The 14,006-nt window shown below is 73.5% G+C and carries 10 protein-coding genes; 8 read left to right on the top strand and 2 right to left on the bottom strand.

The window, feature by feature from the left end; translation table 11 throughout:
- The first annotated feature begins 950 nt into the window (after positions 1-950).
- The 8 genes from DEJ48_RS00640 (at position 951) to DEJ48_RS00605 (ending at position 10,874) form a co-directional block, all read left to right on the top strand.
- Positions 951-2,648 carry a cytochrome b gene (locus DEJ48_RS00640; protein WP_150213437.1) on the top strand — a complete coding sequence of 566 codons (1,698 nt, stop codon included), beginning with the start codon at positions 951-953 and terminating at the stop codon, positions 2,646-2,648.
- An 817-nt stretch (positions 2,649-3,465) separates the two neighbouring features.
- Positions 3,466-3,954: a PhzA/PhzB family protein gene (locus DEJ48_RS00635; RefSeq protein ID WP_150213435.1), complete on the top strand. Its 489-nt coding sequence runs from the start codon at positions 3,466-3,468 to the stop codon at positions 3,952-3,954.
- 32 nt (positions 3,955-3,986) lie between these two features.
- On the top strand, positions 3,987-5,162 hold the full coding sequence (locus DEJ48_RS00630; protein ID WP_150213434.1) for a 3-deoxy-7-phosphoheptulonate synthase: 1,176 nt from the start codon (positions 3,987-3,989) through the stop codon (positions 5,160-5,162).
- A gap of 118 nt (positions 5,163-5,280) precedes the next feature.
- A complete protein-coding gene (locus tag DEJ48_RS00625; RefSeq protein ID WP_150213431.1) occupies positions 5,281-5,904 on the top strand; it encodes an isochorismatase family protein in 624 nt (207 codons plus the stop codon).
- Positions 5,901-7,844: an anthranilate synthase family protein gene (locus DEJ48_RS00620; RefSeq protein ID WP_150213429.1), complete on the top strand. Its 1,944-nt coding sequence runs from the start codon at positions 5,901-5,903 to the stop codon at positions 7,842-7,844. The genes DEJ48_RS00625 and DEJ48_RS00620 overlap by 4 nt, the downstream gene beginning before the upstream one ends.
- 108 nt (positions 7,845-7,952) lie before the next feature.
- Positions 7,953-8,645, top strand: a complete 693-nt coding sequence (phzG, locus tag DEJ48_RS00615) for a phenazine biosynthesis FMN-dependent oxidase PhzG (protein ID WP_150213427.1) — start codon at positions 7,953-7,955, stop codon at positions 8,643-8,645.
- A gap of 106 nt (positions 8,646-8,751) precedes the next feature.
- Entirely contained in the window at positions 8,752-9,258 is a 507-nt protein-coding gene (locus DEJ48_RS00610; protein WP_150213425.1) for a PhzA/PhzB family protein, read from the top strand.
- Between the two features lie 494 nt (positions 9,259-9,752).
- Positions 9,753-10,874: a polyprenyl synthetase family protein gene (locus DEJ48_RS00605; RefSeq protein ID WP_150213424.1), complete on the top strand. Its 1,122-nt coding sequence runs from the start codon at positions 9,753-9,755 to the stop codon at positions 10,872-10,874.
- 126 nt (positions 10,875-11,000) lie between these two features.
- Here the strand turns inward: DEJ48_RS00605 and DEJ48_RS00600 are convergent, their stop codons facing one another.
- Positions 11,001-12,488 (bottom strand): multicopper oxidase family protein, encoded by a 1,488-nt coding sequence (locus tag DEJ48_RS00600; protein WP_150213422.1) that lies wholly within the window; start codon positions 12,486-12,488, stop codon positions 11,001-11,003.
- A gap of 359 nt (positions 12,489-12,847) precedes the next feature.
- Positions 12,848-13,903, bottom strand: a complete 1,056-nt coding sequence (locus tag DEJ48_RS00595) for a methyltransferase (RefSeq protein WP_150213420.1) — start codon at positions 13,901-13,903, stop codon at positions 12,848-12,850.
- Positions 13,904-14,006 lie beyond the last annotated feature (103 nt).

The following is a 14,006-nucleotide window of genomic DNA, read 5'->3' as shown; positions in this document are numbered from 1 at the left end:
GGGCCCGCCCCGCCCGCCGAAGCACGCAGCGGGCGGGGCCCGCCGCTCATGCCCGCACCCGGCCCCCCCCGGCCAGGGCCGGCTCCCCCCTCGTCGAGGGCAGCCCCTCACGCCGTGCGTCGCCGACGGCCCCCCGCCCACCGGCCACACCGGCCACGCCGGGCTGCGGCGCACCGGCGGCGCCCTGCACCACCCCCTGCTGCGCGACGTCATCGAGGCCGCCCTCCCGGCCCCACCACCTCGGCCACCGCACCGCCGGGCACCACCCACGCTCCGCCCGCTGCTCGGCGCGGCAGCTGGCCCGCTCCCGGTCCGCCCGCTGCCCGGCGCGGCAGCTGGCCCGCTCCCGGTCCGCCCGCTGCCCGGCGCACCACCCATGTCCCGCCCCCGGCCCGCCCGGCGCACCACCCATGTCCCGCCCCCGGCCCGCCCGGCGCACCACCCATGTCCCGCCCCCGGCCCGCCCGGCGCACCACCCATGTCCCGCCCCCGGCCCGCCCGGCGCACCACCCATGTCCCGCCCCCGGCCCGCCCGGCGCACCACCCACGGCCCGCCCCCGGGTTCCCCCCGGCCGCCCGCCGCAGCAGCCGTCCCCGTCGCCGCGGCAGGGAGCCGGGCGCGGGCACGCACCGGCCGCGGCATAGGCTCCCCGGCGTGACAACGGCGCGGCAACTACCCTACGTAGACGCCGACTTGGGCACCCGTAGGTGCGCGCAGACGGTCCGCCGTGTGGACCGTGCGGGCGCCAACCGGCTCGAGAACCGGTGGAGTTGCGCCAGGACTCCACCTCGAGCGCGGTTGTCCGCCCGCGACCGGGCTCGATAGCGTTCGATCCGCTCCGGGGCACCAGCCCGTTCGCGCCGCTGCAGGCCGCCCCCACCACCGGCCGGTCACCGCACGGCGAGGGCGTGCCCGAGACGGCCGAGCGGCAACGGGAGGGCGCGCGGGCATGAGCATCACCGACAAGGCGCCACGGCGCGGACAGGCCCCCGCCGGCGAGCGCATCGCCGACTACGTCGACGCACGCCTGGGCCTGTACAAGGGACGCACCTTGATGCGCAAGGTCTTCCCCGAGCACTGGTCCTTCATGTTCGGCGAGATCGCGCTCTACAGCTTCATCATCCTGATCCTCACCGGCCTCTACCTGACCCTGTTCTTCAACCCGAGCATGCACCACACCGTCTACGACGGCCCGCACGTCCCGCTGCAGGGCGTGCAGATGTCCGAGGCCTACGCCTCCACCCTCAGGATCAGCTTCGAGGTGCGCGGCGGCCTCTTCATCCGCCAGCTGCACCACTGGGCGGCCCTGACCATGATCGCCGCGACCATGGCGCACACCCTGCGGCACTTTTTGACCGGCTCCTTCCGCAAGCCGCGCGAGCTCAACTGGCTGATCGGCGTGGCCCTGCTGGTCCTGGTCACCCTGGAAGGCTTCCTGGGCTACTCACTGCCCGACGACCTCCTCTCGGGCACCGGCCTGCGCATCGCCGAGGGCGTCACGCTCGCCATCCCGCTGGTCGGCACCTACGCCACGTTCTTCCTCTTCGGCGGCGAGTTCCCCAGCACCGACGTCATCCCCCGCTTCTACAGCCTGCACATCCTGCTGCTGCCGGGCCTCATGCTGGCCCTGGTCTCGATCCACCTGATCCTGGTCGTCCACCACAAGCACACCCAGTTCCGCGGCCCGGGCCGCACCCAGCACAACGTCGTCGGCCAGCCGCTCATGCCGCACTACGCGGCCAAGGCCGGCGGCTTCTTCTTCCTGGTCTCCGGTGTCCTGGCCCTGATGGCGGGCGTCGCCCAGATCAACGCCGTCTGGGTGTACGGGCCCTACCGGCCCGACCAGATCTCCCAGGGCTCCCAGCCCGACTGGTACATGGGCTTTTTGGAAGGCGCCCTGCGCGCGTTCCCCGCCTGGGAGTTCGCGGTGGCCGGCCACACCGTCAACATGGGCGTGCTGATCCCGGCCGTCGTCCTGCCCACCCTCCTGATCGCCGTCGCCGCCCTGTGGCCGTTCATCGAGGCCTGGATCACCGGGGACAAAGGCGAGCACCACCTGCTGGACCGGCCCCGCGAGCAGCCCGCCCGCACCGCCTTCGTCTGCTCGCTGGCCGCCTTCTACCTGGTGCTGTTCTTCGGCGGCTCCAACGACATCCTGGCCGAGCGGTTCCACCTGTCCATGAACGCCATCACCTGGGCCGTGCGCATCGGGGTCTTCGTCATCCCCGCCCTGACCTACGTCATCACCCGGCGGATCTGCATCGGCCTGCAACTGCGCGACCGCGACAAGCTCCTGCACGGCCGGGAGACCGGCCGGATCAAGCGGCTGCCGCACGGCGAGTTCACCGAGGTCCACGAGCGCCTCGACCGCGCGCAGGAGTACCTGCTGCTCTCCCGGGACGTCCCCGCCGCGCTGCCGGCCCCCGCCCGCACGGACCGCGACGGCATCCCCAACCCCCGCTCCCGCACCCAGACGGTGCGCCACCGCCTCAGCCGCTGGCTGGCCGGCGGCCAGATCCCCCCACCCACCCCGCAGGAGATGCAAGAAGCCCTGCACCACCTCGATCCCGCCCCGGGCGGGCACCCGCCCCCCGCCCCGCCCGCCCCCGCCCAAGCACACACCGGGCCGGACCGGCAACAGCCCTAGGGCCTGTGTCGGAAGTCCCGCCTGCCCCGCGGCGCCCGCCCTCCGGGCGGACGACGGGACGTCCGACACAGGCCCTAGCGGGCCCACCGACCCGCCGCCCGGCACGCCCCACCCGCGCCGGGCGGCGCACCAGCAGCGGCGCGGCAGGAGAGCGGCAGGAGAGCGGCAGGCATCGAGGCCGGGCCGGGCGGGGCGGGGCGGGGCGGGGGAGGGGAGAGGGGGCTGGACGAGGGCGCCCGCCGGACAGCCCGATCCCCGCCGCGCCCCGGCGCCGCGCCCCGACACCGCGCCCCGGCGCCGCTCCCCAACACCGCGCCCCGCGCCGCCAGTTGGCGCCCCCACCCCCGCCCCGGCCGTGACCCACGTCACCTTGGAGGGCCCTTGGTGCGGGGCGCGGGCCGTGTCACTATTTCTGCAAGCCTCCCCTGCCCGAAAGCCGTGCCCCCTCCTCGCGGAGCGCGGGGCCCCTCGGCCGCAGGGTGAGCCACCTCCCCGCCGCACCCCGCCGCCCGGCCCCCGCCTGCCCGCGCGCCCGGCCCGGCCGCGGCCTGCGGCCCCGTAAATCCGAGTACCGAATACCGAATTCCGAATAACCGCGCCCCGCCCGGCGGATGCATGGCAAAGAGTGAATGCCACAAGGCAAAAACCGTGTCATGTCCGGGGCGGGGCGCCCCCATCGTATTGCTTTTGCCCCGCCGTACCGGGCAAGATCGAACGAGGCCTACGGGGGGCCTTTCGGCGCCTGCTGCGCATTCCCCCCCCATGTGCCGCCCATCCGCACGCGCCCAAAGCATGCTCAAAAAACAGGGGGACACCCATGTCTGATTCCGTACCGGCCGAGGGTTTTTCTGACGCCGCCGAACTGCGCCGCGCCAACCGCGCCACGGTCGAGCAGTACATGCACACCCGGGGCCAGGACCGGCTGCGCCGGCACGAACTGTTCACCGAGGACGGCCGCGGCGGCCTGTGGACCACCGACACCGGGTCCCCGGTGGAGACGGTGGGCCGGGACCGGCTCGCCGAGCACGCGGTGTGGTCGCTGGGCTGCTTCCCGGACTGGGAGTGGTACAACATCCAGATCTTCGAGACGCAGGACCCCAACCACATCTGGGTGGAATGCGACGGGCGCGGAAAGATCCGCTTCGGTGACTACCCGGAGGGCTACTACGAAAACCACTTCCTGCACTCCTTCGAACTGGAGAACGGGAAGATCAAGCGTAACCGCGAGTTCATGAACCCGTTCCAGCAGCTGCGCGCCCTCGGCATTCCGGTGCCCGAGATCAAGCGCACGGGAATACCCACCTGAAATTCGATACCACCGCTGGATCGGAGTACGTCATGAAAGACGTTATACGGGAGATTCGCATCCGCGGGGCACTACAACAACCCGAGTGGAGCGACCTGCCCCAGCTGAACCGCGTGGGCGAGGCCCTGGCCGCCCGCCCCGCCCTGGTCGAGGGCGACGACCTGGCCACGCTGCGCACCCTGCTGGGCAAGGTGGCGCTGGGCGAGGCGATGGTGCTGCAGTCCGGGGACTGCGCGGAGGACCCCCAGGAGTGCACCCGCCCCCACGTGGCCCGCAAGGCCGCCCTGCTGGAGATGCTGGCCGGCTCGCTCGGCCTGATCACCGGCCGGCCCGTGCTGCGCGTGGGCCGGATCGCGGGCCAGTTCGCCAAACCCCGCTCCAAGCCCACCGAACACGTCGACGGCGTCGAACTGCCCGTCTTCCGCGGGCACATGGTCAACGGGCCCGAGCCCGACGTGGAGAGCCGGCGCCCCGACCCGCTGCGCATCCTCACCGGCTACATGGCCGCCGGGGACATCATGGAACACCTGGGCTGGCGGGAGCGGGCCGCCAAACGCGCCGTGGTGCAGCCGCCGGTGTGGACCAGCCACGAGGCGCTGCTGCTGGACTACGAGACGCCCATGCTGCGCATGGACGACAAGGGCCGGATGTTCCTGGGCTCCACGCACTGGCCCTGGATCGGGGAGCGCACCCGGCAGGTGGAGGGCGCGCACGTGGCGCTGCTGTCCCAGGTCAGCAACCCGGTGGCCTGCAAGGTGGGCCCCTCCATGGAAGCGGCCGAACTGCTGGCCCTGTGCGAGCGGCTGGACCCCTGGCGCGACCCGGGACGCCTGACCTTGATCGCCCGGATGGGCGCGAACGCGGTCGCCGACCGGCTGCCGCCGCTGGTGGAGGCCGTCCGCGAGGCCGGCCACCCGGTCATCTGGCTGAGCGACCCGGTGCACGGCAACACCGTCACCGCCCCCGGCGGCTACAAGACCCGCCTGGTGGGGACCGTGCAGCGGGAGGTCACCGCCTTCGTGCAGGCGGTGACCGCCGCCGGCGGCACCGCCGGCGGCCTGCACCTGGAGGCCACCCCCGACGACGTCACCGAGTGCGCCGGCACCGAGGCCGACCTGGACCGGGTGGGCGAGCGCTACCTCTCGTGCTGCGACCCCCGCCTCAACCCCGCCCAGGCCCTGTCCGTGGTCTCGGCCTGGACCGCCTGACCCGGCCGCGGCCCGCCGCCCCGGCGCCCGACACCGCGCCGCCCGGCGCCCGCGCCGAGCCCCCGGCGCCGCCGCCCCCGCGCCCGCACGCGCCCCGCACCAAGCCGAGGACTGAGCCATGACCGGCATACCCGCCATCCAGCCCTACCCGCTGCCCGCCGACGGCGACCTGCCCGCACCCGCCGTGACCTGGACCGCCCGAGCCGACCGGTCGGTCCTGCTGGTCCACGACATGCAGCGCTACTTCCTCAAGCCCTTCCCCGACCCCCTGCGCCGCCAACTCATCGACAACGCCGCGCAGTTGCGCGACCGGTGCGCCGCCCTGGGCATCCCCGTCGCCTACACCGCCCAGCCCGGCGGCATGAGCGAGGAACAGCGCGGCCTGCTCAAGGACTTCTGGGGCCCGGGCATGCGGCCCGAGCCCGAGGACCGCCAGGTCGTGGACGCCCTCGCCCCGGCCGCGACGGACTGGCTGCTCACCAAGTGGCGCTACAGCGCCTTCTTCAACACCGACCTGCTGCAGCGGATGCGCGCCGCCGGCCGCGACCAGCTCATCCTGTGCGGCGTCTACGCCCACGTGGGCGTGCTGGCCACCGCCGTGGACGCCTTCACCCACGACATCCAGCCGTTCTTCGTCGCCGACGCCACCGCCGACTTCTCCCAGGACTACCACCGCTCGGCCCTCACCTACGCCGCCGAACGCTGCGCCCGGGTCACCACCGTCAAGGGGCTGTTCGCATGAGGCCACACCCCGCCCCCGGCGGCCCGGACGCGGCCGCCGACCTGCTCCATACGGCCCTGGAGGGCCACGCCGAGGCGTTCGCGCTGCTGCACCGGCCCGGCGCGACGGGCCCCGACACCATCGAGGTCCTCACCGGTGCCGTCTCGCACCCCGCCACCCTGGCCGACATCCCGCTGCCCGACACCGCGGCCACCCGGCCCGGCGGCCACCACGAGACGCTGGTCATCGTCCCCTACCGGCAGCTGGCCGAACGCGGCTTCGCCTGCGCCGACGACGGCACCCCGCTGGTGGCCATGACCGTCACCGGCCAGCAGCAGATCCCCCTGGCCCGGGCCCTGGCCCAGATCACCGACGTGCCCACCACCCTGGCCGGCGGCGGCTTCGACGTGGACGACACCGCCTACGAGGACGTGGTGCGCCGCATCACCAAGGAGATGATCGGCACCGGGGAGGGCGCGAACTTCGTCATCAAGCGCACCTTCGTCGCCGACATCACCGCCTACGGGCCGGCCAGCGCCCCGGCCCTCTTCCGCCGGCTGCTGGAGCGCGAGTCCGGCGCGCACTGGACGTTTTTGATCCACACCGGCAGCCGCGTCCTGGTCGGCGCCTCGCCCGAGCGCCACATCAGCCTCCAGGACGGCCTGGCGGTGATGAACCCGATCAGCGGCACCTACCGCTACCCGCCCTCGGGCTCCACCCTCTCCGGCGTCCTGGAGTTCCTCGGCGACCGCAAGGAGACCGACGAGCTGTACATGGTGCTGGACGAGGAACTGAAGATGATGGCCCGCATCTGCGAGGGCGGCGGCCGCGTGGTGGGCCCCTACCTCAAGGAAATGGCCAAGGTCGCGCACACCGAGTACTTCATCGAGGGACGCAGCGACCGCGACGTGCGCGACATCCTGCGCGAGACGATGTTCGCGCCCACCGTCACCGGCAGCCCGCTGGAGAGCGCCTGCCGCATCATCCAGCAGTACGAGCCCGGCGGCCGCGGCTACTACAGCGGCGCCGCCGCCCTGATCGGCCGCGACGGCGCGGGACGGCGCGTGATGGACTCCGCGATCCTGATCCGCACCGCCGACATCAGCCCGCAAGGACGCCTGGCCATCGGCGTCGGCGCGACCATCGTGCGCCACTCCGAGCCCGCCTCGGAGGCCGCCGAGACCCGCGCCAAGGCGGCCGGACTGGTCGCCGCCCTCAACGGCGACACCACGCAACGCTTCGCCGACCACCCCAGCGTGCGCCGGGCCCTGGAACTGCGTAACGACTCCATCGCCGGGTTCTGGCTCTCCGACACCTCCGCCCGCGCCGCCGCCCGGCCCGAACTGGCCGGGCGCCGGGTGCTGGTGGTGGACGCCGAGGACACCTTCACCTCGATGATCGACCAGCAACTGCGCTCCCTGGGCCTGCACGTGACGGTGCGCCGCTACGACGAGGACTACACCTTCACCGGCCACGACCTGGTCGTGATGGGACCGGGCCCGGGCGACCCGCAGGAGGTGGCCCACCCCAAGATGCGCCACCTGCACACCGCCATCGCCACCCTGCTGCGCGAACAGCGGCCCTTCCTGGCCGTCTGCCTCAGCCACCAGGTCCTGGGACTCCAGCTGGGCCTGCCGCTGCGCCGCCGCAGCGTGCCCAACCAGGGCGTGCAAAAGGAGATCGGCCTGTTCGGCGCCACCGAACACGTCGGCTTCTACAACACCTTCGCCCTGCTCAGCGAGCACGACGAGTTCACCGCCGCCGCAACTGCCGTACCGGGCGGGGGCACCATCCGGGTCAGCCGGGAGGCGGCCACCGGCGAGGTGCACGCCCTGGCCGGGCCGGGCTTCGCCTCCCTGCAGTTCCACCCCGAGTCCGTCCTGACCCGGCAGGGACCCCGCATCGTGGGCACCGCCCTGGCCGGCCTGCTGGCCCCGGCCCGCACCCCCGACCCGGCCTGAGAGCCCGCAGAGCCCCCACCCAACCGCCGGGCCGGCGCCCACCCCCGCGCGCCGGCCCGGCCCCGCCCCGCCCGCCCGGACGCCCCGCCACCAGACAAGGACCACCACATGCCCGACCTGACCCCGCCCCGCCCCGCCCCGGCGCCCGGCGACAGCCCGGCGCGGCGCTCGGAGACCCTGACCGCCACCCTCGACGTCGACTTCCCCGAGTTCCGCACCCCGCCGGCCGAGCCGATGGGACTGCTGGCCGCCTGGCTCAAGACCGCCACCGAGCAGGGCGTGCGCGAACCGCGCGCCCTGGCCCTGGCCACCGCCGACGAGCAGGGCCGGCCCTCCTCGCGGATCCTGGCCGTCAACCAGGTCACCGACACCGGCATCGTGTTCATCACCCACGCCGGCAGCCGCAAGGGCCGCGAACTGGCCGCCAACCCCTACGCCTCCGGCGTCCTGTACTGGCGCGAGACCAGCCAGCAGATCACGCTGTCCGGCCCGGTGCGCCGGCTGCCGCGGGAGCAGGCCGAACAACTGTGGGCGGCCCGCGCGGTGTTCACCCACGCCATGACCAGCGTCTCCCAGCAGAGCCAGCCGGTCCGCGACCTGGAGCACTTCGAGGAGATCCGCGCCGAGGCGCTGCGCCTTGGCACCCCGGCCCGCCCGCTGCCCTGCCCGGACACCTTCGTGGGCCTGTGCCTGGAGCCCGACGCGGTGGAGTTCTGGGCCAACGGCACCGACCGGCTCCACGAGCGCCTGCGCTACGAGCGCACCGACAGCGGCTGGAGCACCACCCGCCTGCAGCCCTGACACCCCACCACCCCCGGCCGCCCCGGCCGCCCGCCGCCCCGGCCGCCCGCCGCCCGGCGGCGCGCCGGGGCGCTCCCGCTTCTCGCCGAGCCACCCGGAGACGCCCATGACCTCGCCCCAGACCGCCCACAGCGCCCCCGCCACCCCGGTGTTCACCAGCCACCTCGAGCTGCGCGCCCGCAACCGGCGGGCGGTGGAGCAGTACATGGAGACCGGCCCCCAGGCCCGGCTGCGCCGCTACACCCTCTACACCGAGGACGGCACCGCGGCCCTGTTCAACACCGACATCGGCCGGCCCATCGTGGTCCAGGGCCGCGCCAAGCTGCAAAAGCACGGCGAGCTGTCGCTGAAGGTGCTGCCCGACTGGCAGTGGTTCGACGTGCAGATCTACGAGACCCAGGACCCGGCGCTCATCTGGGTGGAGTGCGACGGCGAGGGCACCATCCGCTTCCCCGGCTATCCCGAGGGCACCTACCGCAACCACTTCATCCACGGCTTCACCCTGGACGACGGACGCATCGCCGCCAGCCGCGAATACACCAACCCCATCGAGCACATGCGGGCCCTGAGCATCCAGACCCCGCACATCCAGCGGGACTGGATCCCCTCCTGACCCGCCCCGGCCCACCGGCGCGCCCGGTGCACGGCCGGGAAGAAAACCGGGGCCGCCGGCCTGACGGCCGGCGGCCCCGCGGGGGAATCAAGGCACCCTGAGCCGGGGCCCGCCGCTGCGGGCGGGGGAGCCGGACAGTACGCACGGGCCCGGCTCAGGGGCCGTCTGGCGGGCGCCCGTGGGACATCGCACCGCATGCGCGGCATATCAGCCCGGGGCGGCCCGCGGCGCGGGCGGGCCTGGTGATCCGCGAATCGAGATCACGTCCACGACATTCTCCTGGCATAGGGGTGAGCGACTTCGGAGCCGAAGTCCCAGGCGACCGGGCGCCGCGGGCGGGCTGCCGGGGGACGGGGCCCGCACCGCGTCGCGGTCTCTGCCCTATACGACGAAACAGACCGCCGAAATGTGAGGTGACGCGCGTCACCCCGCATTTTCACCACGGGCCCGCCCTGTTCACCACGGGTCCGCCCATACCCACAGATAGGGACAGCATGACCAGTACCCGACCCCGTCCCGGGGCCGCCCCCCGCACCGACGGCCTCGACGGCGTCGGTGCCGCCGGTGCCTTCGACGGCGCGCTGCGGGAGTTCTTCGCCGCCCGCCGGGCCGAGGCCGCGGCCATCAGCCCGGCCTACACGGCCACGGTCGCCGAGCTGGAGAGCTACGTGCTGCGCGGCGGCAAACGCATCCGGCCCACCTTCGCCCGCCTGGGCTGGCTCGGCGCCGGCGGCAACGGCGAAGGACCCAGCGCCTGGGCCGTCCTGCGCACCTGCGCCGCCCTGGAACTGCTGCACGCCTCGGCCCTCATCCACGACGACGTCATCGACGCCGCCCCCACCCGCCGCGGCGCCGCCGCCGCGCACGTCATGTTCGCCGACCACCACCGCGCCCGCTGCTGGTCGGGGGAGGCCGACCTGTTCGGCACCGGCGCCGCGATCCTCATCGGCGACCTCGCCCAGGCCTGGGCGGATGACATGATCCGCACCTCCGGGCTGCCCGCCACCGCCCAGGAGCGGATCGCCCCCATCTGGTCGGCGCTGCGCACCGAGGTCCTGTGCGGCCAGCTGCTCGACCTGACCGCCGAGGCCTCCGCCGCCGAGGACATCGACACCCCGCTGCTGGTCAACCACTACAAGACCGCCTCCTACACGGTCGAACGCCCGCTGCACATCGGCGCCGCGATCGCCGGCGCGGACAGCGAACTCATCGCCGCCTACCGCGCCTTCGGCCTCGACATCGGCATCGCCTTCCAGCTGCGCGACGACCTGCTGGGCGTCTTCGGCACCCCGCAGGAGACCGGCAAGCCCTCCGGCGGCGACCTGATCCAGGGCAAGCGCACCGTGCTGTTCGCCCTCGCCCTGCGCTACGCCGACGACCGCGACCCGGACGCCGCGAAGTTCCTCCGCACGAAGATCGGCACGGACGTCACCGCCGACGAACTGGACACGATGCGCGCCATCATCACCGACGTCGGCGCCGTCGCCCACGTCGAACGCGACATCACCGCCCGCACCGAACGGGCCCTTGCCGCGCTGGAGACCAGCCGCACCGGCGCCGAGGCCAAGGACCAGCTGCGCGCCCTGGCCATCAGCGCCACCCAGCGCACCTCCTGACCCCACCGCCCCGGTGCGCGGTGCGCCCGCACAGCCCGACGGCCCCGGATGTCCCGGGGCCGTCATTTTTTTTGCCCGGACCCGGCCGGGCCCCCGCACGATCGAGGGGCCGGGCCGGGGTGCCGGTCAGCGGCGGACGCTCCGGGCCCGGGTGACACGGAAGTTCGCCATCATGCCCATCGCCGCGTGGTCGAACATGTGGCAGTGGTACACGTACGTGCCCTCGTAGCCGGTGAACGTCGCCTGCAGCTTGACCGTCTCCCCGGGCATCACGGACACGGTGTCCTTCAGCCCGCTCTCCGGCCCGGAGGTGACCGGCTTGCCGCCCCGCTCCAGCACCCGGAACTGCACCAGGTGCATGTGGAAGTTGTGCGGCACGCGGGTGTTGGCGTTGCGCACCGACCAGATCTCCGTGGCCCCGTACTCGACCTCGGTGTCGATCCGGTCCATGTCGTAGGTCTTGCCGTTGATGGAGGAGTCCATCGTCGCCCCGCTCTCGTCCGTGTACAGCTCGAAGCTGCGGTTGACGGTGGCGGTGCCCAGCGGGGGCAGCGTGCGCAGGGTGGCCGGCACCCGGCTGGCGTCGGCGGCCGGAGCACCCACCCGGAACTGCAGGACCCGCCCGATCTGCTCGGCGGGATCGTCGGGGTAGCGCGCCGCGGTGTTCTCCAGGACCAGCGTGGTGCCCTCGGCGTACCGCGAGAAGTCCACGACCAGGTCGGCGCGTTCACCGGGCGACAGCGCCACCGAGGTCGCCTCCACCGGCTTCTCCAGCAGCCCGCCGTCCCCGCCGATCTGCTGGAACGCCGAGCCGTCGGCCAGCTTGAGCGTGTAGAAGCGCATGTTGGACATGTTGAACAGGCGCAGACGGTACTTGCGGGCGGCGACCTGGAAGTAGGGCCAGGCCCGGCCGTTGGCCAGCAGCACGCGGCGCTTGCGGTCGCCCATCGCGTACACGAGCTGACCGGTGTCGTCCAGGCGCGCGTCGCTCAGCCCGATCGGCACGTCGTAGGCCCCCGAGGGCAGGCTCAGCTTCTGCTCCTCGGTGTCGGTGAGCAGGTAGAAGCCGCTCAGCCCGCGGTAGACGGTCTCCGCCTCGTAGTGGTGGGCGTGGTCGTGCAGCCACAGATTCGCGTGCGGCTGGCTGTTGGGGTACGTGTAGGTCTTGGTGCCGCCGCCGGCCGCGATCAGGTCCATGGGCGAGCCGTCGCTGCTCTGGGGCACGTGCGCGCCGTGCAGGTGGACCGAGGCGGGCACGGGCAGCTGGTTGGTCTGCTGGACCACGACGCGCCGCCCGGAGACCGCCTTGATCACGGGGCCGGGGAAGCTGCCGTTGAAGGTCCGCACCCGGCTGGTGTAGCCGGGCACGAGCTGGACGTCGACCTCCTTCATGGTCATCTTGTAGTAGGTGGTGGTGCTGGACACCGCGCTGGGCTGCAGCACCTTGGGCACCGGCATCGGCTGGGTGAACTGCGCGATGCCGGTGGGGTCCAGGTCGCCGGCCGGCTCGGTTGCGGGTGCGGCGTCGGCCAGGGCGGGCACCAGCAGGCCCGCGCTGCCCAGGGTGCCGGTGAGAGCGGCGCCCGTCTTGAGGACGGTTCTGCGCTGGATCATGTTGTGTCTCCCCCGAGGAGTGCGGTGGTGGGGCGGGCACGCACGGGTGTGCGGCCCGCCGGGCATGCGGCAAACGGCATGCGGCATGCGGTGGGGCGGGTCATGGGGTGGTCGGGTGCCCGGCAGCCCGGCAGACAGGTCGGCGGGCGGGTGCGGCGGGCAGCCCCGCGGGGCCGCGCGGCCAGGGCGGCGCGGCCAGGGCGGCGCGGCCGGGCTGCCCCCTGCCCGGCGGCGCCGGGCCCGGTCACAGGGCGCGGGCCGGGCGGCAGGGGCGGGCCCCGGGCGCCTGCGGTGCCCGGGGCACGGTGGGACGAGGGCCCTGCCCGGCCGGCGGGCGGGCCGGACAGGCAGGGGGCGGCTCAGGCCCCGGCGGCCGGCACCGCCTCGACCACGGAGGCGTGCGGGGAGGGGTCCAGGAAGCGGGTGACCTCGAAGCCCGCGGCGGTGAGCAGCTCCTCGTACTCCGCGCGGGTGCGGTTGCGGCCGTTGAGGACCGTCATCATCATCAGGTCCACCGTCTTGCCGGGGTGGGGCTCGTTGCCCGCCGGGATCATGGGGTTGGCGACCAGGAGCCGCCCGTGCGCGGGCATCGCCTCGCGGCAGGTGCGCAGGATGTTCACGCACTGCTCGTCCGGCCAGCTGGCCAGCACCTGCTTGAGGAAGTACACGTCGGCGCCGGCGGGCACGGAGACGAAGAAGTCCCCGGCCTGCGTGTCCCAGCGCCCGGCCAGGTCCGGGGTGTCCAGGACGTGCCCGGCCACCACGTTCTCCAGGTCGAACAGGGTGCCCGTCAGCTGCGGGTTGCGCCGCAGGATGGAGCGCAGCAGCCCGCCCTGCCCGCCGCCCACGTCCACCAGCGTCTTGGCGGCGGAGAAGTCGCAGGCCTCGGCGATGTCGTCGCTCAGCGCCTCGGAGACCGTGGCCATCGCGGTGTTGAAGGCCTGTCCGAAGTCCGGGTTGCCGGCCACGTACTTGTAGAAGGACGTGCCGTACTGGCCCTCGAAGGCGGTGGTGCCGGTGCGCACCGCCTCGTGCAGACGGCCCGCCGGCTCCCAGAACGGCGCCTCGCCGCACACCGTGATGTACGCGCGCAGCGAGCGCTCGGAGTCCGTGCGCAGCGGCTGCGCACGCGGGGTGAGGTGGAAGCGGCCCTCCTCGTCCTCGCGGAAGACCTCCTTGGTGGCCAGGTAGCGCAGGATCCGGTACAGGAAGGGCGCGTTGACCCCCACCGCCGCGGCGAGCTCCTCCGCGGTGCGGGGCCCGTCCACCAGGTGGTCGGCGACGCCGAAGCGCGCGGCGCTGCTCAGCGCCGCCGAGTACATGTAGGCCAGGGAGAGTTCGAGCAGCTCTCCTGTCGCTTCAGCGCTGTCGGATGCCTGCGGGTCGGATGCGGCCGCGGACTGGGTGACTGCCATCGACAAGGTCCTTCTCTCATCTGTCCGAATCCCAGGGGGGCGCACGCAGGCGTGCACGGACCTGGCGGGTAGATATCCAGCCTCCATACGGTCCGTCGGATTC

It is taken from the genome of Streptomyces venezuelae, from assembly GCF_008642315.1.
Classification (GTDB): Bacteria; Actinomycetota; Actinomycetes; order Streptomycetales; family Streptomycetaceae; genus Streptomyces; species Streptomyces venezuelae_D.
The sequence above is the reverse complement of the archived record's forward strand: the minus strand, read 5'-3'. Positions and strand labels throughout refer to the sequence as shown.